Source organism: Planctopirus sp. SH287 (genome assembly GCF_056500625.1).
The window spans coordinates 4881766-4904033 of record NZ_CM151403.1; the positions used below are offsets into that span (position 1 = coordinate 4881766).

Consider the following 22268-nt stretch of genomic DNA (forward strand, 5'->3'; position numbering starts at 1 on the left):
TTATGATGGGAAGTGGCGTCACTGCAAAGGCTGATTTTCACGAGGGGTGTCTGATGGAGCTTTTTGGAATGGCCATCACGTGGATTCATGTGCTGAAGATCGGCATTCCGTTACTCATGATTCTTACGGGATCATTGTCGTTGATTCGAGTTTTGCTGAGGCGAATCAATAGTCAAATTGTGGAGGCCGAGGTCATTCGCCAGTTGACCCATCGCGACAGTGATGGCGACCAGTTGACAAAAAGTGTTCTGCGGTTCGAGACGGAAAATGGCCAATGTGAAGTGGAAGATTCCATGTCATTCCGTCCACCGGCGCATCGGATTGGTCAGAGGGTGACGATGCAGTACCCGATAGGAGAGCCTGAAAAGGCGGTTGTTCGTCGAGATTGGGTGCTTGTGATTTTGATGGGAATTGTGGTGATTGGTACGACTTTGCTCGTTTATTTTGTTCTGGATGAAATGAAAAAACTTCCGCCGCAACAGAAGCAAAACGCCGTTCATCAGGCTTTCAGTGAAGTCGAGTCTCGAGAGTTTGCTGTTGAGTATCGCTTGGGAAAGATCCCTCATCTGGCAGACTGCTTGCAGGAGTGTTAGTTTTCTTAGCTCAGATGGATATTCTGTTGTTAGTTAGAATGTTGTTTTGACGAACGAGCACGTTAATAAGAATATCAATTCTGTTAATCTGACGATTTCAGGTCTTCGCCGAATCGGTCGTTGATGGGCTATCAGAAGGGTGCTTTTGTATGGCGTCCCGATGGTGTGTCTTGGTTTCTGCGCCTTGAGTGGCGGAAGGTTGTTTTCCATGCCTGCAAAATCGTCGCGTCCTGCTCGCCAGGAAACGCCGGGAGAAGCTCCTCAAGAATCCGTTTCCGAGGCGGATGATTCCAGGCCACTGCGATTTGATTCGTTGAAGCAGGAAGCTTATCTGCAGCTGTGGCGAACCTATGACCGGATGAAATCCATTGAAGAAGAGGTCTTCAGCGGTTTTGAACTTTCCGCACAGCAGTACAACGCACTTCGATTACTGCGGAGTGTTTATCCGGAAGGGATGGCGACGCTTCAGATTGCTGATCGTCTCATCAGTCGCGCACCAGATATCACCCGATTGATTGACCGGCTGGAAGATCGGGGTCTGGTTGTCAGAACCCGGCGCGTCGAGAACCGGCGCGTGGTTGAAGTTGCTCTGACTGAAGCAGGACTCAAGCTGCTGGAAGAACTCGAAGAACCGGTTCGGCAATGCCATGAACATCAACTGGGGCATCTCAGTGCAGACGATTTGCACGAACTCATCCGTCTGATGAAGCTGGCCCGTGTTCCGCATGAAGATTCTGGAAGCCGCTGGGTCGCCGATCATTCACGTCCGCAGTGATTTCAGAATGTGCGCGAAATTCCTGACTCACCCGCCTGATTAACAATGTTTATCGCACAGGAAAAACTCATGCAAAAAACTCTTCTGATGCTGCTTAGTCTGGCATTGTGCAGCCTTGGTTGTGACACAGCCAAACTGCGACAACAAGCCCAGCAGGCACGGAATAAGGCGACAATTCAAAAACTCAAAAAACTGGGAGAGGAGATGCATTCAAAGAATCAGATTGAATCAGTTGCCCAGGAAAAGGCCAGTCCAGATGAGAAGACCGAGGCTGAAAACAGGCCTTCACAAACCGAAGCCACTCCATAGACTCAGCATGTACGACTCACCATCGGACGTGAATGGTGCAATCAATGATGTGAGTTTCAATGAATCGCCATCATAAGCCGGTGGCGGTGAGCAGTTGATGATGAAGTTTTGCCTGTACTGTGTCTTTCAAACCGACCGAGTGACGTGGCCGACCAGCAGTTCCGTCACATAGTTCATCGCAATCTTTCCACTCTTTTCATGCCGGGCGAATAGCGTTCTCAGGTCGAGAATCATGTTGGCATGTCCCGGCTGAGCTTCGAGCGGCACATAAGACGATGACATCAGCCGACCGCGTAATTCTTCATAGGTGAGTTGCTGGTGATTTTCCAGCTCCATCCGCTGCCATCCTTGTGGGTCAAAGAACTCCTGCAATCGGGTGGGATCACGATGGGAATCACGAATGGCTTCATAATTGGTGCCATACGTTTTCAATAGCTTTTCATAGCCTTCAAGAAACGGTGAACCGGCGAGTTGCCGTTGATTCCAAAGCAGTGCGACCCAACCCTCCGGCTTGAGAATCCGGGCCACTTCACAACGGGTTGGCTGAATGTCGAACCAGTGAAATGCCTGGGCTGCCACCACCAGATCAATACTGGCCGCTGGCAGTGTGGTCTCTTCGGCTGAACCTGCAATGCTGTGGAAGTGAGGAAACTCTGCCAGCCACTTCTCAGCAGCGGCTCGCATGGGGGCGTTGGGTTCGATCGCGTAGACCGCGTTGCCGTTGTTGAGAAACAACCGCGATGAAATCCCGGTTCCCGAACCCAGATCGGCCACCACATGCTGCGAGGTCAGCCCGATGGTCTGCCGTAACGTGTCGAGAACTTCCTGCGGGTAACCAGGGCGGTACTTTCGATAGTGCTCCACACGGTGCGAAAAGCGGAGTCGGGAATCGGACATCAATCAACTCCTGTGGGGCAATTCCTCATGCCTGGATTGGCAACATTCCGTGTGAAGTACCGGTGTTTCCAAGATTGTAGTGCCGTGTCACGGCTTTGTCTTAGGGTTGATGTCGCCGCAACGTCCTCCGTTGTCGGACTTAACAACAGAAGAGACCCGAATTTTATGCTTTGACAATGCCGTAGGGGGAGAGAGGAACTGGCGGCAGGTGTTGTTAACGGAAATGAAAAATCAGTGACATTTGTTGATTCAACACCTGTTCACGCCCTCTGAGAGTGGTAGGATCGTGGTGGTTCTGTTCAGGAACTCAGGGAATTCTCCCATTTCGCATTCTGAATCACTCACACTCTGGGCATTTCGCCCGCTGGTCGTTCGGCTTTCGGTATTCTCAAGGCAGTCATTCATGTCAAACGATTTTGCGGGTCGTACGCGGCCTCGTGGCGGGCTTGGATTGTTTTCAAAAGCCCTGTTTTCGCAGCCAAGACTGGCTGGTATTGCCCTGGCCAGCTTTGCTCTCATCGGCATGGCGCAGGCCAATGATCCCGATCTGAGATTACTCTCGGGTGACTGGTCAGTGGATAGTGTGACCAAGAACGTGCTGCGATCAGGTCAACCAGAAGGAAAAGACTATAAGGTTCGTATCGACGGTAACATTATCCGCATCGAGCAGCCGAACTCACGATTGCCTGTCGCGACATATAACTTCCGGGTTCATCCTGGTAAGTATCTCGATGAACCACGTCAGTTCGATCTCTACGATTCCAATAGTAAACCGATCTATCACGGGATCTACCGTCTTAAGGGTGAGGAACTGGATCTGTGCCTGGCTCCTTATGCCATCACGGCGGTGGATGACAGCCGCCCGAAGCACTTCCGGCCCAAATTTCAATCTGGCTCAACACTGGTTCGCCTGCATTGGGTTCGTCGCTGAAATAAGAAGATGGCCGAATGGCCTGCAAGTTTTTGCCGATGTGTAACGCCTCAGAGATTGCCGGATCTGAGGCGTTACCAGCTTCGTAATATTCAAAGGCTGTCAAATCCTTCTCCCTGAGGGAGAAGGTGGCCGCAGGCCGGATGAGGGGGAACGCGTGACTCTCAATGAAAGGGATCACATAGCCATCGATGAAATGCTATTGATAGCTATCTGAAATATAGGCGGTTAAATACCCCTCACCCCAACCCTCTCCCGCAGGCGGGAGAGGGAGACTTCACATGTCAACGCGGGGTGAGGCCGGTGGGCAGGGGAAATACCTTCGGGATTTTTCCCGGTACCCGCTGGTTTTTATTTACGACCTGGGCAGAGACTCCAGGTTGATTTCTGGTCTTTGGCTGGCTGTGGATTCGCGAGTAAAGGTTTCACCCACTTTGCCGGTATCATTGAAGAAACCGCAATTGCTCATAAAGAAGCGATTGCCGTCAGCACCGCCATTGTAATCGAGACGATGGCGTTTTCCGCCTGTCGGATCGACGGAGAATTTCGCCTGGGTGCATTCATGCCATTGCCCTTCAACATCCCGCACCCAGACATTGCCATAAAAGGCACCGCGGTTGATGTTCCCATAGCTGGGATTAAAGTTTTCCAGAAACGAGTGGAATCGTTTGAGATAGGTCTGTGTTTTCGGCCGGCGGAAACTGGCCATCAACTTCCAATCCTGAGTCCCCTTTTCACTGAACCATGAGGTATAGACAGTACTATTGGGGCCATCGGGTTTCACTTCTGTCAGAAAGCGATAGGTGACGCCCGCCTTCCAGGGATAAACCAAATAACTTTGCCCGCCAGAACCTTCGTTGCCAAATTCTCCCACGCGCACGCCTTCGCCCGACGCAAGCTTCACGATCCGCTGATCTTCCGGGATATCTTTGGGGTTATCGGTGCTGAACGGACTCCAGATCGAAAAGAGCACCCGGCGTTCCTTCGGCCCGTTGACCTGAATGCCGAAATAACCTTCACCAAAACCGTTGGCCATGAAGTATGACCCCATGGTGTCCTTCCCTTCCGGCACCGTGAGTTCGCTGTAGCCGTATTGAATTTTGGCGTCTTTGGGCATGGTGTAAGTGAGATGGACGGAAGGCCCGCGACGTCCCCAATAGAACATATTCCCTTCGTTATCCCGCACATAGTCGATCTTGAGATCTTCAGTGGGTGACGTGACGACCAGATCACGAATCTGGGCAAAGACGTTGCCGGTGCGCTTTTCACCCTGAATCTCAATACGGAAGTAGCCCGCCTGGGGAACCTCCAGCGTGCCAATTTTGTGAGTTCCGAGCGTGCTGCCGGTCATCGTGACAGGCCACTTCTGATCACCGCTTGATACAAGCAGTTGAGATGTCCCCTCTGGGACATTTCCCTGAAAAGAAAGTTCAAGTGTTGCAGGCCGATCGACATGGATGTAAACCGCAAACTTCTCTTGGGTGTCGCTCCATGAAAGCCCACTCCCTTCGCGGCGACCCACGCGAACGTCTTTTCCCGGATCCACTGAGTAGACATTTCCTGCAACAGGGACATTCCACACTCCCCCGGCTGCATGGACGGGGAGCATCGACAGCCAGGCAGCCAGAAAAACATTCGAGACGAGCAGAAGTCGCAGCACTTATTTTCTCCGAAAAATGGCCTCAGTGAGCCACAGGAACTTCGATGGCCATCTGCCATGATGCTCCAGTATCCGCTTCGGAAGGCTTTGCGACAACGAAGATATTCTCAAACTGATAGATGATTTCCACAATTATTCAGATTGAGCCAAGATGAGAGCCAGGCATCAATGATCACCCATTGGCCAATATCCGGTGTGAAAAACAGGTTGAGATTGAAGAGTTGAATTTCAGTTTTGTCAGCTTCAAATCCATGAAAAATCGGAAAGAGATTCTGACTTCTTGAGGGACGCATGCTGGTAACGTGATCACTGGCCGGGTAAGACGAACCACACCGTTTTTATGCGATTTGTTGTTCCTGGAGGTTTCATGACCATCTTCAAAAAAATCATCGACAAAGAGATTCCTGCCGACGTCGTATATGAAGATGAACTTTGCCTGGCGTTTCGGGACGTTAATCCGCAGGCTCCGACCCATGTTTTGATCATTCCAAAAAAAGAGATTCGCTCACTTGCAGACGTGGTGGAAACTGACCGTGATCTGCTGGGGCACCTGTTGATTGTGGCCAGTCGAATCGCCGCCAAATTACATTTGCATGATGGTTATCGGACTGTCATTAACTGCGGGGCACATGGCGGTCAGACTGTTCACCATTTCCACATTCATCTGCTGGGTGGCCGAAATCTCGACTGGCCCCCTGGTTAATGAGGGGTTGGGTGATGGAGTCACCAAAAGTCTGTCCTATGTGCGGCGTTTCTCGGCCTCCCGCCGCCTTGTCCTGTGACGCTTGTGGGGAAGTCTTTGATGGCCGACTGGCGCAGCCTTTGTCGGCTGAGCTTCTCAAACAGTTGCGAGAGGCCAAAAAACGCTATCGGCAGGAGCGTTTGCCATTGGTGATTGTCGTGTTCCTGATCCCGATTCTCACGGGGATTTTTGTCGCCGCTAATGGTGCCCAAGTTTTCGGCCCAGAAGCGCAGCCCGAAGATCGGTTTCTGGCATCTCTCCTCATTACAGCGATGTGTATTACCTGCTTTTCGGTCATTCCCGTGGCCGGGGCGATCATGACGTTATTACATCATCGCCTGGGGCCACCGATCATGTTCTGGGGATTGATCCCCGTGATGCTACTGGCAGCCATCCCGACAATGTGCTGCGGCGGAGTCGTTCTGTTGTTGTTCGTGCTGCAAGCCTCTCGAGTGATGCGAGCCGCAAAGGTACTCCACGAGAACGGCTACCACCTCAGTCAGCTTAATGACATTTAATATTCGGACGGATATGTTGAAGTCGATTGAGGTGGCCCAGGTTTCACGGACACGGTTGTGTCTAATTTTCGAGGGCGAACCGATGCTGAAATAGCGATCTATAGATACTCAAAATCAACAGGCATCCCTGGCACATGTGTTTCACAAAGAACGCCCATTGGGAAATCCCTCACCCGTCCCCTCGCGGGGTTTGGGGCGGCGTATAAGGCCAACTGTTCATCCGCGATTGGGTCTTACGCCGCCAGGTTGAGGTCTTATCTGGTCTTGCGGCCAGCTTCTCTGGAGGGGAAAAGGACTGGGAGTTTGCCGTAGATAAAAAAAAGAAAAGAGGCACCCGACGTATCGAGTGCCTCTTGGATTTGGCTGCGGCAAGGGTTCTGGGTTTAGGCCAGTTGCTTTTTGCGGCCTACCAGGGTTCGAATTCGTTCTGCAAGCAGCGCGGCATCGAATGGTTTACGGAATGTTTCGCTGAAGAGCGAGCGGTCGATGCCGCTGGCGGTATCTTCATCGGTCAGCAATGCTACGAGAACTGCGTCGGCATATTCGCCGTTTTTACGCAAGTTCTGAGCGATCAACATTGCTTCATGCCGTCCCATACTGAAGTCAATGACTACAGCGTCCGGATGCAGCGACTCTGCCTGAATGCCCGCTTCGAACCCGCTGGCTGCTGCTTCGATTTTGAAGTCTTCGATTGGCATCAGTTCGGTCAGGTTGTGGCGGACCTGGGAATCGAGACCCACGAGGAGCAGTTTGCCCATCGCTTCGTCTTCGAGTTCGCCCAAAGGCATGCCGTGTTCCTTGAGGAAGCGGATTAAGTGCTCCCGAGGAATCCGGCGGTCCTGCGATCCCGGAATGCGGTAGCCGCGCAGACGCCCTGAATCGAACCATTTTGAGACGGTTCGAGGGGCAACTTTGCAGATCTTAGCGACCTGGCCAGTCGTGAAGATCGTTCTCATCGCGGGCACTCCAATCACCAATTATTGTTCACACACAGAAGGGTGTCGCGACCCTCCGGATCTTGACCCTCGCACGACCTTTTGTGGCTATCATGGCCGCAACCAAGTTGCAGTCAGGGCCGATCACCCTGACTGCTGTAAGCCTTCGAGTAAACCGATCAAGCCGCTTGGCGGAGGCTTGATCGAATCATTCGAAATATGCCGAACGTTGGAAATCGAATTCGACCCGATCCTTTGTTTCGAATTCGAGCGAGGGGCGGGACGTACTCAAACCGGCAGAGCGTCCCTGCTCTGTGCATGACAAAATGCCTGCTTGTATCCTGCCCCCCTTGTCGACGATTTGCCGGCGTTTCCGCCACAACACGATTTGGCGCCCGAAGGCGTTTGTCGTGTTGTTCCGATGCAAACCGTCTGGGTGTTCTTTTCGGCTTTCCTGGCACGATGACTTCAATTCTCTTGTCAAGACCTCATTTCTTGCTTGACCTTCTTGCTTCCGACTGCTTTTTCGCATGTTTTCAAGCGGCAGGGGCTTCGCCAACTGCGCCTTTTGACACCATTCTTCAGGCCTCAAGGAAAGATCCGCGACGAAAACTCCCCGCGGAAATTCCTTCAATGGCGAAGCTTCACGATTGAAGGAAATCCCGCGAAGTTTCTTATCGCAACGCGACCTCGCAATGGCTCGTGAGCACCTGATCTCTTGTGACTATTTCAGCGATGAGGGTTGGACTCACACGGGGAGGAAGAAACCCCGGCCTTATTCAGTATGCCACACAGAAACGGTAGCGGTCGGCGGAATAATCCCGATTTTGCGGATTCTCGGGCTTTTGAGAGAAGAAGAGATCAAGCTGAGTAGTCACTCGGATGCCACTTCGCCGAACTGCCATTCTTTCACGAGATTGCCGTCACGGAGTTCGGCTTTGATCCAGCCGATTTCGACATCTCCCGAGCCACCAGAAAATTTGATGCGAAGAGAACGCAGGAGGTCGGTCACGGGGATCGTGACATTCATCTCTTCCCAGTCGTTTCGTTTGTTCACATGAAAAGGAACAGATCGTTCGGAACTGAATTCAGGGTGTTTTAACGTTGTCCACTCAATGGTGCCCGTCATGGGAGACGTCACCCGCTGGGGCCAGTGCATCAGTAATTGCTGGTCGACATGCGGCACGTCCTCTGTCTCCATGACAATTTCCTGGCTGGGCCGCCGTTGCAGGATGACAGTTCCATCTTCAACCGAGGCTTCTGCCACTGTTACCCAGCCTTGGAGTGGCCGGGAAAATTGCGGATTTTTTCGGGGAACCAGCGCTTTTGTCTCATTGAGAAAGCGATTGATCATGCCGGACAGTCGGATGATTTCATCCCGGCGTGAACGGGCAAGGTTTGTTTTTTCACCGGGATCGTTTTTTAAGTCGTAAAGTTCAATGCGATCTGTTCCGTTGGAATGACCGCCCCAGAAGCGGATTAACTTCATATCACCGTTGCGAACAGAAGTTGCCGGTGTCTGGCCGGTCGCCGGGTGATAATGTGGGAAATGTTGAAAAACCGCTTTTCGAGCTAATGTTTTGTTCTCTTTAAGCAGTGGCACCAGGCTGAGGCCATCCTGAGAGACAGGGGGTTGTGGTGACGCGTTCGCTGCGTCGATCAAGGTGGGGAGGAAGTCGACGCTGGAGACGACTTCCTGAGTCACGCGACGCGGGGTGACAACACCGGGCCAGGCAATGATCAGCGGAACCCGGTTCCCTCCCTCATAGATGGAGCCTTTCCCACTTCGCAGCGGCTGGTTGCTGGTGGGGAGTTGGCCTTTGACATCTGCGTGCATGTTGCCGCCATTATCGGATGTCAGAACGACCATGGTCTTATCAGTGAGATTCAGGCGATCCAGCGCTGCCATCAGGCGGCCGACGTTGTCGTCGAGAGACTGAATCATCGCGGCCATGGTGGGGCATTTTTGTGCTTCGCGGGCAGACTCAACACGTGACTGAGCAGCGAGGATCAGCTCTGGTTTTGCCTCAAAAGGAGCGTGAACGGAAAAATACCAGAGATTCAGCAGGAACGGTTCATCCCGTTTGGTCTCAAGAAATTTAATCGCCTCACGCGTCAGAACGTCATCAATATGTTCACAAGGTGCCGTCTGAGACGAGGCTTTCATTCCCTGCTGCATCGGGAGATTTTCGCGAGAAGGGACTGCGATTGGCGATCCTTCCATCATCCGTTCAAATCCGTGATGGGTCGGATCGTCAGGAGATGCCCCCAAATGCCAATTGCCGAAAAATGCTGTGGAATAGCCGGCTTTTTTCAGAAGCTCGGCTGAAGTCATGGCTGTGCCGGGAAGCTGTGTACAAAACCTTGGTGCCACCATGGAATAATGTGACGGGGCGGAATCGGGAACGTCCGGGCTTTGTCCTTTGGGGGATGCCTGATCTCCGTTTTCGGTGAAATGAAGGGCCGCAGGCCAGCGGCCAGTGAGGATGCTGGCTCGTGTGGGAGATCCCAAAGAACTGGCGGAATAAGCGTCTGTGAAGAGGATTCCGCGTTGAGCTAATTGGTCAATATGGGGTGTCCGATAGAACCGACTGCCATAAGCCGAGGTATCACGCCAGCCGAGATCATCCGCCAGAATGAAAAGGATATTGGGCCGGACGCGTTTTCCCTGTACTGTGGAAGATTGCGGTTCCCCAGGGGACGATGGGGCATTTGTTTCTGAGTCGGCTTCCGGGGATTGTGCCTTATTGTCGTCTCTTGAAATGGCGAGCTGAGAAGCAGAGAAAGCGACCACAAGCGTATCTGAAAAGAGATACGCACCGAGAGACAGGCCCGCCCAGACCCAGAAAAAAGAGAGTTTGTTCACCGGCGATGGCCCAATCTGCGGATTTTCAAGCGGAAAAAGGGATTTGCTCCAAGCTGCCTAAAACTCTTATTAAAAGCGGTTCCGCTTGTCTGGAAATGTCAAAATGCTTTTTCAGATCCAGCGGTCTCGAAGGTTTTTAAGAGCATCTTAGAGCAGTGGCCATACACTCATGGTGATGGCATTGACATGCAGTGGGCGCTACTGCATGTCTGAACTTAATAACTACTAAGTCCGAGGCCACTGATCAAGTGGACACAGCAACTTTTCATCGTGGCGATTTTTCCTGGAGCGGCTTCATCATCAAGTGATGGTGAAAGGATGTAAAGCGAATTTTGTGTCAGGAATTTCCAGCCACCTGCGAAGTCGGAGCGTTTTTTGGTGAAGGGGGAAAAAGGCTGACCCTTGCGGCGGAAAAGTTTGCCCAGTATGCCTAGAGCGAGATAGCATGGAGGGTTCGCAGCGGCGTCCGGCAATTTTTGCCGCTGGAGACTGGTGTGTGGCCGATAAACTTCAGAGATGACTGCTGCGTGCCTTGCTGATGTCTTTCCATGCCGGCATCCCGCGTGGGGATGTGACTGGGGGTTGCTGACTGTCCTGCGACCCTTTGGTTTTGGTCATGGAGGCATCACAAGATAAAGGAGCTTATGGATGCTCAAATTGAATCGCCTTGTATTCCCGTTCTCGCTTCGTGGGCTGGCCAGTGCTGTGGCACTGTCGACACTTGCGGGGGTTCTGGCTATTTCCTCGGCAGGCCAGGTTCAGGCCAAACAACCTGTTCCTGCCCGTGGTGGCCCTTCGCTGGGCTTGTCGTCTTATGGGCAGATTCCACCTGTTCCTGGTGAGGAGCAGACGGTTCTGCATCCCATGGCTGATCCGAGTTATGACGGCAGCTACACGACGGTCAGTCCCGATGCGGCTTATGTCTCTTCACCCACGGTGGCATTGTTTGAGTGCGTGAGATACCGCCGCGAAAAGGACATTGCTCCGTGCGCTGTCCCCAAGATTGTTTCGATCCCTGATCCTTGCAACCCGTGTCAGTGCGTTTACGTGAAAATTTGCGTGCCTCCTTGCTCATGCGAAGAGAAGATCAAGGTTCGCAAGGGTGGTGACAAGGTCACTTACGATTACGGCAAGTATTCCGTTGAAGTCGAATCGGGCCGTCGCGGTGTGACTGTTACCTATCACGATTAATACAGTCTCGCAGATTGCTCTCATTGGCTTTCACCATCACCCGTTCTCTTGTTAGGAGAGGACGGGTGATTTTTATTGGGTCGTTGGGCCTATCGTGATTTGGCCCATGAAGTCTCGACCTGAGCTATTGCTGGCAAAAAGGATTGCAGAAATTTCTCACGTTGTAGAAAGCTGAGAAATTTTCTCTCCCACATTTGGCGCGGCGTTGCCGTAACTTGATTGACGGCATCGAAATGACCTCACCCCGGCACCTCGGCCATGATGGCGTGTGCCAGCGAGTCTTTCGTCCCGTTCTGGTGCCGTGTCACGGCTTTGTCTTCGGGTTGATGTCGCCGCAACGTTCTCCGTTGTCGGACTTAACAACAGAAGAGACCCGGATTTTATCCTTTGACAATGCACTAGTGTTGATTTCCCGGTTTTGATCCCGAAGGTCATGTGCCTGAATGGCACGCGCTTCGCGTCAATGGCGTTACTGCGGAAGTCCTGGAACTGATGCGGTCTGCTCGAGTGACCGCACGACTCCTGGAATCCCTGGTGAGCCACGTGTTTTTTTCTGTTTTCCATTCACACTCAGCCGTTCAGGCCGTGATTAAAATTGAGGAGTTATCGATGAATCTTATGTCTCGATTTGGCCATAGTCTGGCGACTTTGTCGGCTGGAGCTATTGTTGCTGTGGCAGCGATGCAGTATGCCGAATATGGCCAGGCGGTGGCGGTGCCACGTGTGTTGACGCCGGGCGAGTTTTCGATGGCCTTCCGTGAAGTTGCTACGCAAAGCCTTCCTGCGATCGTATCGATCCGTACGCTCAGCAAGAGTCGGGTGATGGAAACGGGTGGCCCCATCAACGATGGAGAGATGCAGCTTCCTGATTTCTTCCGCAATGACCCGCGATTCCGCGACATGATGAAATCTCCGCGTCAGCAGAAGATTCCTCAGCAGCGCGGGATGGGAAGCGGTTTCGTGATCGATGCCAGCGGTATCGTCATGACCAATAACCATGTGGTCGATGGAGCCGATGAAGTCATTGTCACTTTGCAGGATGGTCGTGAATTTGTCGCCAAGGACATCAAGACTGATCCTCGCACTGACGTTGCCATTCTGCGTATTGAAGGTGCCAACGATCTGGTGGCGCTGCCTTTAGGTGACAGCGATACGGCTCAGCCAGGTGACTGGGTCATGGCGATTGGCAGTCCATTCGGTCTGGACACCAGCGTGACAGCCGGGATTGTCAGTGGCAAAGGCCGGGGCATGGGCATCACCGAGCGTGAAGACTTCATTCAGACCGATGCGGCAGTGAATCCTGGTAACAGTGGTGGCCCGCTGATCAACCTGCGAGGGGAAGTCATCGGTATCAACACAGCGATCTCGTCACGCAGTGGCGGGTATGATGGTGTGAGCTTTGCCATTCCTGTGAACATGGCTCAGTGGGTTGGCAAGCAGCTTGTGGCCAATGGTCAGGTGAAGCGAGCCTATCTCGGGACATCGATCCGAACGGTCGGTGCCGACATCGCCACCAAGTTCGGTGCCAAGGCTGGAGAAGGAGTTGTCGTTCAACAAGTGATGCCCAACTCACCTGCTGCCAAAGCGGGTCTTGAACCCGGTGATGTGGTGCTTTCGATCAATGGTGTGTCTGTCAACGATCCCCGTTCGCTGCAATCGGCTGTTGAACGACTGGATATCGGCAAGAGCTACGCGATTGTCGGTAAGCGTCAGGGGAAAGATCTGCAACTGAACGTGACGGCAGAAGAAATGCCTGGCGACTTCTCTGCCAAGCGGCTTCCACAGACTGAATCTCCCAAGGGGCATGTGCTCGAAGACCTGGGTCTTACGGTTGATCGCCTGACTCCTCGGATTGCCAAACAGCTTGGCGTTGAAGGTGAAGGCGTGGTGGTGACTCAGGTTGAAGAAGACTCGGTCGTGCAGGCTGCGGGAATCAAGGTGGGTGATGTCATCGAAAAAATCGGTGGCAAAACCATCAGCAATCCCGAAGACGTGCAGGAAGCCCTCAAGACCAATGACCTGAAGGAAGGGGTCGTGGTGAATCTCCGCAACGCCGACGGCAAGCGGTTCGTCATTCTGAAGAATGCCGAATAATGCCGTGTCACTCCTCTGCCTGAAGTCTCCTTCGGGTTGAAAAAACCTTCACCAGCCCGCCACCCCCTGGCGGCGAAAAGAGGCAGGCTCACAACAGTGACCTGCCTCTTTTTATTATTGATCAAGCCTCGCTAACTCTCTTCGTGGATCAGTGCAAATTCGTAAGGTGCATGCCAATGCACCAGCATTCCAAATAGACTCTGCCTCTGCTTCATTGGTGTATTCCGTCGGAACTTCATGCCCTCTTCTGTATTGATTGAAGGGTTGTACCGCTGGCGTTATCTCTTCGGTTGGGACACACTGAAGTGATGACCGAAGTTGAGGCCTGACGCCGACTCGTCCCTGTTTCCCGGAAACGGACATGGGATGCCGGCATCCCATATTGTTCAACTCCTTCAGGCAGCCTGATCGATGATCGTTCACCATTTGTTGTCATGGGCACGAACACTGACTTTCGGCTACTTTGCCGCATTGTGGCCGTTCTACTTGCTGCTTATGGTGAATGCCGTTTTGGCGGAGGACCCTCAAGCTGAGCCTTCATGGAGCATCGCGCGCGAGCACCTTCAAAAGGGACGCTATGACGAAGCGCGTGAGGCTTATACCGCCTTGCGTGATGCGGCTCAAAAAGACGTCGCACCGGTAAAAGAGAGCGATGAAAAGCCCGACAGTTCGGCCTCTGAAGGCCCTGCCAATGATGTCAGTCGCGCCGAGATGGCTTTGGCTCGTATTGAGATCGAGACGGGCCAGCGTCATAGCGCGTTTGAGCGATTGGATCGGCATTCCAGGCAGTCTCCCGATGATGCTCATGTGCTGGGGCAGCTGGCATGGTCGGCGTTTCTAGTGGGAAGGCTGGATGTGGCCGAGTCAAAGGCTCAGGCGGCGATCAAAATACTTCCGGATGAACTTTGGGCGCGGCGAACACTTGCCGAGGTTTACCGTTCGACGGGGCGATTGAAACAGGCTGACGATGCCTGGCGGTTTTTCGTGAGGTACTACAATCGCGTGCAGCCGGAAGGTGCGGAAGAACTGATGCTCGCTGCTGAAGGGTCGCTGGAATATGCGCGTTGGCACACCGGGACGCAGATCTTTGATTTTGTGCTGAACACCTTGTGCAACGATGCGATTAAAGCCGACCCGCTTTGCTGGCAGGCTCATGAGTTGGGGGGGCGCCTGTTGTTGGAAAAGTACAACAAACCCCAGGCTCTGGCCGAGTTCAATAAAGCCATGGCGATCAATCCACGGGCTGTGGCAGTGATCCTTGGTCGGGCGGAAGCCGCCGCTCAGGATTATGATTGGGATGATGCGACCAAGCTGGCTAACGAGGCTTTGGCGATTGCTCCCGAAGAACCACTGGCTCATGCGTTGATTGCCCGGGCGCTCATCTTTTCTAACCAACCGCATGAGGCCCTGAATCATCTGGAGCAGGCGCGCAAGATTTGTCCCATCCAACCGGAAATTCTGGGTCTGATCGTGGCCGCTCAGATCCAGAGGGACGGCATCCACTCGAAAGACCGGCTAATCGCCATTCTGGAACACATGGATCAGATTGAAAAGCTGGATCCGTCTGCCACGACGCCGGCCAGTTATGAGGCCACTTTGATCGAAGCGGCCCGGCAGAACAGCACTTGCGGCGTGGTTCTGGTCACGACGGCTGAAGCTCTCGAAATGCACCGCAAATATGAGTGGGCAGAGCGATTCTATCGGGCGGCGCTGGCGGTCATGCCTCAGCTTTCCCAGGCCCGAAATAATCTGGGGATGCTCACCTTGCAGATGAGCCGGGTTGATGAAGCCCGCAAGTTGCTCGACGATGCCTTCAAAGCGGACCCTTATCATCTGCGGGTCAGCAATATGCGCAAAGTCATCAAGCTCCTGGATGGCTATCACACTCTTTCCACTGACCATTTTGTGATCCGCTATGACACGAAGCAGGATGAACTTCTGGCACAGCGGCTATCAAAATATCTCGAAGACGACGTTCACCCTCAGTTAGTGAAGCTGTTTGGTTTCGAGCCACCCCACCGCACAACGATTGAAATCTATAGCAAAGGGAGCGGGCAGTCGGCTCATGAATGGTTCAGTGCCCGCATGATTGGTCTGCCCTGGGTGCAGACGATCGGCGCGTCCACCGGGATGATGATTGCCATGGCATCGCCCAATGGCCTGGCTGAACCTTATAACTGGGCTCGCGTCATCCGGCATGAATACGTCCATGTCCTGACCTTGCAACAGACGGGCTTCAATATCCCTCACTGGTTTACTGAAGCGCTGGCCGTTCGTCATGAAGGAGGCACCCGGCCCATCGAATGGAACGACATGCTGCGAGAGCGGGTTCCCCGCCGGGAACTGCGAGATCTTTCCAATTTGAACCTGGGCTTTATCCGTGCCAGGAATGGTGATGACTGGAACTTCACTTATTGCCAGAGCGACCTGTATGCCGAGTACCTTGTTCAACGATTTGGTGATGAGGCACTTCAGAAGTTATTGGGAGCCTATCGCGATGGAATGACTACTGAAGTCGCACTGGAAAAGCTGTTCAAGACTCCTGTGAAAGAGTTTGAAACAGGCTATCTGACGTTTCTGGATGAGCGAGTGGCCCAACTGGCGAAGAGTACAGGAACTGAACCCGAGTTGACGCCAGCACAGATTGAGCGCGGGCTTGAAGAACATCCTGACAGCCCGCTCTGGATGGGCCGTAGTGCTCAGTTGAATGTGACTCTACGGAAGAGAGACGAAGCTCGTAAGCTCGCGAAAAAAGCTCTCGAGATTGATCCCCATTGCGCTCCGGCAGCCATGGCCCTGGCTCAATTGGATCTCCGGGCTGATGAACCTGACAAAGCCATTAATCGACTGTTGGCCGCTGCTGATGAAGCACACCCCAATCGTTCTCTGCTGGGCGATTTGCTACCACTATTGATCGTGGAGAAACGCTGGGAGGAAGCGATGAAGCAAGCCATGCTGGCCGAGAAGTCGTTTCCCGACGATCTGCTGGGAACACTGGCGCTCGCAAAGATTCTGCCCCATTTAGAGCAGCGTGATCGGTTGAAGAGCGTGCTGGAAAGGCTGTCGTCCATTAAATCTGACGAGCCTGAATACCGCTTGCAACGTAGCGAACTGGCCTTTGAAGATCATGATTTGCCAAACATTGCCAAGTATGCGGCTATGGTGCTGGAGATAGACGTTCTCGATGCCAAGGCCCATTGGCTGCTGGCGGAAGGAGTGACCAGGTCACAGCCAGCAGAGGCTCTTAAAGAGTTTCAGATCGCGTGTGAACTGGATCCCGGGCTAGCCAATGCCTGGGCCGGTTGGGGAGAGCTTCTGGTTTCTCAGGGAAAAATGGAAGAGGCAAAAACCAAAGCCAGTGAAGCTCTGAAAATTGACGAGAAGAATGCCAGAGCGCTGAAGATTGCCAAGCCGTAATGTGCTGGGCGATGGCGAGAGATCGTTCTCGTGGCAACGCGTCCCATACCAACGAGCCGGAAGCGTCAGCGACGAGCACTCGCATTAGCGATTTTTTTTGGGTACGGAGGGGTGTTGAAGAAGAACTTGTGGCGGCGGAGTGATTTATAAGCCGTGTCCGTCGCTGTAAGACATGTCCGTCGCTGACGCTTCCGGCTCGTAGCACTTCCGGCTCGTGTTGTGAAGTGGATCCCGTTTTTTGGATCACGGAATAAAAGAGAGAGGAGTGATGCTGACCGGTTTCAGGCGGCTTTGGGGAGATAGAGCACGCTTCGTTGAGAAAACCCGACCGGTTGCCAGGTTCCCACGGTGCGGAAACACCAGGCGATTTTCTGAGCCGTCCAGCGTGGCACACCCCAGGCCGCTGCCAGATCTGCCGTCGTGAAAGGAGAGTCCGGAAAGGGTGGCACCAGCTTTTTCAGATCAGCCGCTGTTTTCAGCAGAACACGTTCCCGGATTGCCACCAGGCGGCGGTCATCGACGGTGTAATCTGCCCGGCGAAATCGATGCTTCGCTTTGCGTGTGCGGTCTTCTTCAATATCCACCAGCAGCAATTCGATCTTCAGCCGGGGATGAGGAAAGACGCGAAAGAGATGCATCAATTCATCGAACGCATCGATCCAGGTTCCTTGAGAAGGACTCTTTCGTGGTGACGCATAATCTCCCGTGGGTGTCTCACGAGTACGCAACAGTTTGCTGGCAACGATGGGCTTCACGACCAGTACGCGATGGGAATCGACCAGATCGCGGATCTTGTCTCGAATGGCTGAGAGACCCGACTGCTGAATCTCGATGAGAGTTCCGCGAGAAATGGCATCGATCCTATATCCCTCCACCTTGACTTCACGTCGCTCGGCAGACTTGGCATAGATTTCTTTGAGTTGTTGATGAAGAGTCGATTCGCGGCGCATGACATCATCACCAATTTCAACAGCCGAGTGACGCAGCAGAATTTAAGCGGCGCTTCGGGTGGCCTCTGTCTGTTCTGGAATCGTGTTTTTATTTTCCGCGAACTGAGGGCGCTGTCCCGCAGACTCTTCAAGTTCGGTATGAAGTTCGTTCATGGCGGCCTGTAAATCAGCTGTCCATTGAGCTAGGTCTTCCCGGCTTAATTCGGCGGGGATGTCCATGGCTTCGCCAGAAACGACCACGATTTTCGAGAACGGTTTGGGGATCACCAGATCTGTCCATGAACCGCGAATTCGCCAGGTATTTGAGCAATAATAGGCCGTTGGCACCACGCGGCGGCCTAATGAAGACGCCAGGTAAACCACACCCTGCTTCATTTCGCGACGCGGGCCCATCGGGCCATCGGGAGTGATGAGAATATGGTAGCCTGCCGACTGTTCCATCATTTGTTTAACGGCCGTGGCACCGCCTTTACGGCTGGATCCCCGAATGGTATGACCACCGAGAATTTCGATCGCCGCTGAGAGAAACGAGGCCCCCTCATGGCGGCTTACCAAACCACAGCAAAGATCAGAACGCTTTGCGGTAAACGTGGGGAAGAGGAGCAGGTCATGCCAGACCGGCACCACGTATCGTTCGGGGACATCCGGGCCGAAGTCACAATCGAGACGGGTCGCGGGATTTGAAGAACGATACTCCACTCGGCAGGTTGCCATGAGGCCCTGCATGGTGCGGACTGCGAGCCACGCAGCCAGACGGATCAGCAATGGATTCCGAACTTTCATATTCAATCAGCGATGTCAGCTTTGGCTTGATTGGGGATGCGGATCAAATCAGTTTTTAATCAGTTTCCGTGTGGCCAGGGTGGAGGCGATCCTGCGGGAGAGTTTCTCGTGGAATTTCCCGAATCTTCCCATGAGACGGAGGCGGTCGGTCGGACGTTTCCACCAGATCCCTGACTGCCAGAAGACTGTGCTCCTGTTGCATAAGGCCAGGGTGCTGGCCCGTTAGGTGCTGCATTGTTTCCGGCTGCTGGCATGCCTCCAGTGTTGGGACGGGTCAGGCCATTGCTGGAAGAGGGTGACTGATAATGAGCGGGCTGGATTGTTGAGGCTGGCCGATCATTCGGGTTGGCCGGTGCTTGTTCAGTAGACGTTTTCCACGCGGTGTCATGAGTTGATGCCCATTGGGGCGACGGGAAGAGAGGCGCCTTTTCCGGTTGGGCCTGCGTTGTGTCCTGACGGAACACTTGCTGACTGGAAGGGCCAGCGTTGATTAGAGGCAATGAACCGCCATTGGGTGCCATGTTGCGATTGTCGTTGGCTTGATTGTTTGCTGAAGGCCAGACGCCCGCTGCGGTACCATTCCCGCCATCTGGACGGCTTGCCAGATTGGTCGGTGGCACACTGGAAGTTGGTGCGCCGGCTGGCCATCCCCCAGGGCCAGGGTCACGATATTCGCCCGGTGCTGCTGGCCAGGTCGTTTGCTGCGTCATGACCGGGAACTGTGTTGCTGGAGCAGGAGATGCTGAATTCCAGGCGGTGTTGGGAGTTGACGCGGCGGGTGAAGTCCCAGCCGCAAGATTCGCAGGGAACAGGTTGCCCCACCCGGAATTCATGGCGAGTTCTGCTGCTAATGTGGCGGAATCGGGACTCACAGGAGTTCCCAGAGCACGAGCTGCCATCGAAGGTTGCGAGGCTGCACCAGCGTTGGTCATCGTTTGATGACCAACGGGCGCTATCGGTGAGTTGGTGTTCATCTCGCGCTGTGAGTCCATGCCACGAGAGGGAAGGGGTGAGTCCATGCCACGAGTGGGAAAGGGCTGTGTGTTGCTGGCCTGAGCTGTTGTCTGGTGAGGTGAAGGCGTGTTTCCATGGCCTTGCCAGAAGTTACTATTCCCTGAAGCGGCTGAAGCAGGATTGGAAGGCCAGTCATTGCGAGGCTGAGCACTGGCCAGTCCGGTTGGCGGAACCTGAGAAGCGGGTGTTGCCGATGTGCCCGGCGATGAGACCGTCCAAGAGTCCGGGGTTGACGATGTCTCTCGCGTTGTGGCTGAGGAAGCTGTGGGAGCAGAATTGGGGGAAGCTGCGGCCCATTCGGGAAGGCTGTTGTTTTCAGAATTGGCACGAGGGGCGTTTGCCGCAGGCGTGGCCGGGTTTCGTGAGGATGAACCGCGATCAGCCAATTGTGTGTTGGAATTCACGCCTGGTGGGCCATTGGGAAAGAGCATGGCCATATTGCGCTGAACTTCTTCTTCAGAGGCCACCACCTGAAAAGTGGCCAGCGACTCGGCGTAGCGGTTTTGCTTGCCATAAACTAATCCCAGATTCAGGTGAGCCACCCGATGCTTGGGATCTGCTTCGACCGCCTGTTTCAGATATCCTTCCGCCCGGTCATAGTTACCGCGCAGGAAGTGCGAATAACCGACATCACTCAGCAGGCTGGGATCAGTCGGTTTCCGCTGAAGTGCGACTCGGTAATGCTTGTCAGCCAGGTCATAATTTTCACGGCGGTCAGCGATGACTGCCAGTCGATGATGGGCATCTGAGTGCTGTGTTTCGGTGATCAGTACGCTCTGATAGGCATCAACGGCCAGATCCCACTTCTGTTGCGATTCATATCGGGCACCATCCCGCATGAGATCGCGAATCGAACGGGTGCTGGCCAGCTTGGAATTGTCGCCAAATGGCTGAACGGGGTTGGCTGTGGCCGATGCCGATTTATTGGCGGGAGTCGATCCCGATGAACCTCGAAAAGCGACAGGGGCGTCTTTGCGAGCGGCCAGAAGTTCTTCGAGTTCGGTCTGCTTGGCCGATTTGGCAGGAGGAGCTGACTTGTCATCCTTCTTCGCCACACTGGAATTGCTCGGGTCAGTGCTTTTTGACTTTGCGCCGAACAGATTGCTCTTTGTGGAGGCGCACCCAACCAGAGCGAGAGTGATCGCCAGGCAGATGCTTGTGACAAGTTGTCGCATACCCACCATCCTTGGTGCGTGGTTTCGGAACCCATCCTTGAGTCCGAAGGAGACTCTTCCATTGCCGAATGGCTTTGGGAAAGTCCTCTTTCTCGACGAGATTAAAATTCATGTTCTTGCGAAGACGGCACTCCTTGCCGATTCACAAGACTTATGGGAAACGTAAGCGCTTCACGAGATCGTGTCGAGAGGAAGTCTGAAGAAGATTCGCAATGACAACAAACTGGGCAAAAGTTTTCAGGAATCAGCACGGAAATTACGGGGAGGCGCGCGAGATTTTTGGGCAGAAAAACTTATTTTCTTCCTGATTTGGAAGTCGCCGCTTTCTGCGAGGGCTGCGTGAATTGCAGCAGGGAAGACCTGCGGCTTTCGGCTTCAGAGATGCCAGCAGGTGGTTCTGGCGGAGAAAAATCGGGCCATGTGAACCCAAAGAAATAACCGGGCTTGGGGGTGACTCCGTAATGCAGAGGCTCTGCCATGGATGGGTCGACCAGTGACCCTGGGCCTCTTGCTTCCTGCTCATATGCCTGCGATGGATTGGGGGGCACGGAAGTCTGGGGGAGATGCATGCCGGGCGGAGGAGTCCCGGGAACATACTGGTCTTGAGTCACTGGTAATGCCTGTGCGGGATGCATCTGGTGCTGCAACGCTTTGAAATAAGTGCTGCTAAATCCAGCGGGCTGATGCGAATCTGGCATCATGCAACCGGAAGTTCCCAGAACGCATGCCACGAGCAATCCCAGTCCTCGTTTCAGAGAGGGGTGACTGACCTTCAAGGATGTCTCGTTCATGGGGAACATGACTGACTGCCAGACGTGGTCAACGCTGATCCTGAGAGAGAGAATCGCCAACAACAGGCTGGTTCCAACACAGTGCGCGTAAAAGCCCCAGTCACGGCGCGTGAAAAACTTTGCCGTCAATATGGAATGTATCGACCAGTTCCGTGAGGCAACTTCGCTGCAATCCCGGAAGAAGCGGGAGTGTTTTCCAGCAGATTCTGCCAGAAATCCCCCGCACTCTTCTCCTCATCAACTCAACATCACACAGGGCATCACGGGGAGCTTCGTGCCATGCTTGCTCAAAGCCGCTGTCTATTACACACAACTTTTTCGCCACCTGAACCGCACCACGAAATTGACATGGGTGGCCCAGGTTGCTTTGCAACCTGGGCGGCAGAGCCGTAGGAGGTTGTCTCCAGAAGGCGTTAATGAAACAAAGGGGTTATGTCGAAATTCCGGAGAAGTATGAATCATCCAGGCTAGCGCGAGGCAGAACGTTTCTTGTTTGACCGAGTACGGCCTCGCCAGGTTGACTCAAACTGCGACCTCTCACCGGCTTTGCCGGCCCAGGTTGCAAAGCAACCTGGGCTACCCTCGCTTGGCAAGCCTGCCAACAAATGCTCAAGAAAACTTGTGTAT

General features: G+C 53.7%; 17 protein-coding genes. 9 read left to right on the plus strand and 8 right to left on the minus strand.

Annotated elements, in window-relative coordinates; genetic code table 11:
* Positions 1-68: 68 nt before the first annotated feature.
* The 3 genes from SH287x_RS18095 to SH287x_RS18105 all read left to right on the plus strand — a co-directional run bounded on the left by SH287x_RS18095 (position 69) and on the right by SH287x_RS18105 (position 1677).
* Entirely contained in the window at positions 69-593 is a 525-nt protein-coding gene (locus SH287x_RS18095) for a DUF3592 domain-containing protein (RefSeq protein ID WP_479515787.1), read from the plus strand.
* 208 nt (positions 594-801) lie between these two features.
* Positions 802-1368 carry a MarR family winged helix-turn-helix transcriptional regulator gene (locus SH287x_RS18100; protein WP_479515788.1) on the plus strand — a complete coding sequence of 189 codons (567 nt, stop codon included), beginning with the start codon at positions 802-804 and terminating at the stop codon, positions 1366-1368.
* Between the two features lie 69 nt (positions 1369-1437).
* Positions 1438-1677, plus strand: coding sequence for a hypothetical protein (locus tag SH287x_RS18105; RefSeq protein WP_479515789.1), 240 nt, complete (start codon positions 1438-1440; stop codon positions 1675-1677).
* A 126-nt stretch (positions 1678-1803) separates the two neighbouring features.
* Here the strand turns inward: SH287x_RS18105 and SH287x_RS18110 are convergent, their stop codons facing one another.
* Complete coding sequence (locus tag SH287x_RS18110) at positions 1804-2574, minus strand: class I SAM-dependent methyltransferase (protein WP_479515790.1); 771 nt, start codon at positions 2572-2574, stop codon at positions 1804-1806.
* A gap of 403 nt (positions 2575-2977) precedes the next feature.
* Here SH287x_RS18110 and SH287x_RS18115 point away from each other — a divergent pair, with 403 nt between their 5' ends.
* A complete protein-coding gene (locus tag SH287x_RS18115; RefSeq protein ID WP_479515791.1) occupies positions 2978-3505 on the plus strand; it encodes a hypothetical protein in 528 nt (175 codons plus the stop codon).
* A gap of 355 nt (positions 3506-3860) precedes the next feature.
* On the opposite strand, the gene SH287x_RS18120 is transcribed toward SH287x_RS18115, so the two are convergent.
* Positions 3861-5165, minus strand: coding sequence for a DUF3472 domain-containing protein (locus SH287x_RS18120; protein WP_479515792.1), 1305 nt, complete (start codon positions 5163-5165; stop codon positions 3861-3863).
* Positions 5166-5532: 367 nt separating this feature from the next.
* On the opposite strand from SH287x_RS18120, the gene SH287x_RS18125 reads away from it, so the two are divergent.
* Together SH287x_RS18125 and SH287x_RS18130 are read left to right on the plus strand one after the other, a co-directional pair.
* Positions 5533-5868, plus strand: coding sequence for a histidine triad nucleotide-binding protein (locus SH287x_RS18125; RefSeq protein ID WP_479515793.1), 336 nt, complete (start codon positions 5533-5535; stop codon positions 5866-5868).
* A gap of 38 nt (positions 5869-5906) precedes the next feature.
* On the plus strand, positions 5907-6425 hold the full coding sequence (locus tag SH287x_RS18130) for a hypothetical protein (RefSeq protein WP_479515794.1): 519 nt from the start codon (positions 5907-5909) through the stop codon (positions 6423-6425).
* 383 nt (positions 6426-6808) lie between these two features.
* Here SH287x_RS18130 and SH287x_RS18135 read toward each other — a convergent pair whose 3' ends face one another.
* Positions 6809-7381: a helix-turn-helix domain-containing protein gene (locus SH287x_RS18135; protein ID WP_013111107.1), complete on the minus strand. Its 573-nt coding sequence runs from the start codon at positions 7379-7381 to the stop codon at positions 6809-6811.
* An 853-nt stretch (positions 7382-8234) separates the two neighbouring features.
* Positions 8235-10226: a sulfatase gene (locus SH287x_RS18140; RefSeq protein ID WP_479515795.1), complete on the minus strand. Its 1992-nt coding sequence runs from the start codon at positions 10224-10226 to the stop codon at positions 8235-8237.
* Positions 10227-10874: 648 nt separating this feature from the next.
* On the opposite strand from SH287x_RS18140, the gene SH287x_RS18145 reads away from it, so the two are divergent.
* The 3 genes from SH287x_RS18145 to SH287x_RS18155 all read left to right on the plus strand — a co-directional run bounded on the left by SH287x_RS18145 (position 10875) and on the right by SH287x_RS18155 (position 16928).
* The gene (locus SH287x_RS18145) at positions 10875-11417 is read left to right on the plus strand and encodes a hypothetical protein (RefSeq protein WP_479515796.1); all 543 of its coding nucleotides are present in this window, start codon (positions 10875-10877) and stop codon (positions 11415-11417) included.
* Between the two features lie 609 nt (positions 11418-12026).
* Complete coding sequence (locus SH287x_RS18150; protein WP_479515797.1) at positions 12027-13511, plus strand: Do family serine endopeptidase; 1485 nt, start codon at positions 12027-12029, stop codon at positions 13509-13511.
* A 411-nt stretch (positions 13512-13922) separates the two neighbouring features.
* Positions 13923-16928 (plus strand): peptidase MA family metallohydrolase, encoded by a 3006-nt coding sequence (locus SH287x_RS18155; RefSeq protein WP_479515798.1) that lies wholly within the window; start codon positions 13923-13925, stop codon positions 16926-16928.
* Positions 16929-17209: 281 nt separating this feature from the next.
* On the opposite strand, the gene SH287x_RS18160 is transcribed toward SH287x_RS18155, so the two are convergent.
* From SH287x_RS18160 to SH287x_RS18175, 4 genes are all read right to left on the minus strand, one after another.
* Positions 17210-17878 (minus strand): DUF8091 domain-containing protein, encoded by a 669-nt coding sequence (locus SH287x_RS18160; RefSeq protein ID WP_479515799.1) that lies wholly within the window; start codon positions 17876-17878, stop codon positions 17210-17212.
* A gap of 42 nt (positions 17879-17920) precedes the next feature.
* The gene (locus SH287x_RS18165; protein WP_479515800.1) at positions 17921-18661 is read right to left on the minus strand and encodes a lysophospholipid acyltransferase family protein; all 741 of its coding nucleotides are present in this window, start codon (positions 18659-18661) and stop codon (positions 17921-17923) included.
* 59 nt (positions 18662-18720) lie between these two features.
* A complete protein-coding gene (locus tag SH287x_RS18170) occupies positions 18721-20850 on the minus strand; it encodes a tetratricopeptide repeat protein (RefSeq protein ID WP_479515801.1) in 2130 nt (709 codons plus the stop codon).
* Between the two features lie 293 nt (positions 20851-21143).
* The gene (locus SH287x_RS18175; protein ID WP_479515802.1) at positions 21144-21551 is read right to left on the minus strand and encodes a polyadenylate binding domain-containing protein; all 408 of its coding nucleotides are present in this window, start codon (positions 21549-21551) and stop codon (positions 21144-21146) included.
* Positions 21552-22268 lie beyond the last annotated feature (717 nt).

Excerpts from the sequence above, each read along its gene's own strand:
- SH287x_RS18165 (WP_479515800.1), bottom strand. The coding sequence starts at position 18,661 with ATGAAAGTTCGGAATCCATTGCTGATCCGTCTGGCTGCGTGGCTCGCA.
- SH287x_RS18100 (WP_479515788.1), top strand. The coding sequence starts at position 802 with ATGCCTGCAAAATCGTCGCGTCCTGCTCGCCAGGAAACGCCGGGAGAA.
- SH287x_RS18150 (WP_479515797.1), top strand. The coding sequence starts at position 12,027 with ATGAATCTTATGTCTCGATTTGGCCATAGTCTGGCGACTTTGTCGGCT.
- SH287x_RS18155 (WP_479515798.1), top strand. The coding sequence starts at position 13,923 with ATGATCGTTCACCATTTGTTGTCATGGGCACGAACACTGACTTTCGGC.
- SH287x_RS18105 (WP_479515789.1), top strand. The coding sequence starts at position 1,438 with ATGCAAAAAACTCTTCTGATGCTGCTTAGTCTGGCATTGTGCAGCCTT.
- SH287x_RS18160 (WP_479515799.1), bottom strand. The coding sequence starts at position 17,878 with ATGCGCCGCGAATCGACTCTTCATCAACAACTCAAAGAAATCTATGCC.
- SH287x_RS18125 (WP_479515793.1), top strand. The coding sequence starts at position 5,533 with ATGACCATCTTCAAAAAAATCATCGACAAAGAGATTCCTGCCGACGTC.
- SH287x_RS18135 (WP_013111107.1), bottom strand. The coding sequence starts at position 7,381 with ATGAGAACGATCTTCACGACTGGCCAGGTCGCTAAGATCTGCAAAGTT.
- SH287x_RS18130 (WP_479515794.1), top strand. The coding sequence starts at position 5,907 with ATGTGCGGCGTTTCTCGGCCTCCCGCCGCCTTGTCCTGTGACGCTTGT.
- SH287x_RS18115 (WP_479515791.1), top strand. The coding sequence starts at position 2,978 with ATGTCAAACGATTTTGCGGGTCGTACGCGGCCTCGTGGCGGGCTTGGA.
- SH287x_RS18095 (WP_479515787.1), top strand. The coding sequence starts at position 69 with ATGGCCATCACGTGGATTCATGTGCTGAAGATCGGCATTCCGTTACTC.
- SH287x_RS18145 (WP_479515796.1), top strand. The coding sequence starts at position 10,875 with ATGCTCAAATTGAATCGCCTTGTATTCCCGTTCTCGCTTCGTGGGCTG.
- SH287x_RS18170 (WP_479515801.1), bottom strand. The coding sequence starts at position 20,850 with ATGCGACAACTTGTCACAAGCATCTGCCTGGCGATCACTCTCGCTCTG.
- SH287x_RS18110 (WP_479515790.1), bottom strand. The coding sequence starts at position 2,574 with ATGTCCGATTCCCGACTCCGCTTTTCGCACCGTGTGGAGCACTATCGA.
- SH287x_RS18175 (WP_479515802.1), bottom strand. The coding sequence starts at position 21,551 with ATGATGCCAGATTCGCATCAGCCCGCTGGATTTAGCAGCACTTATTTC.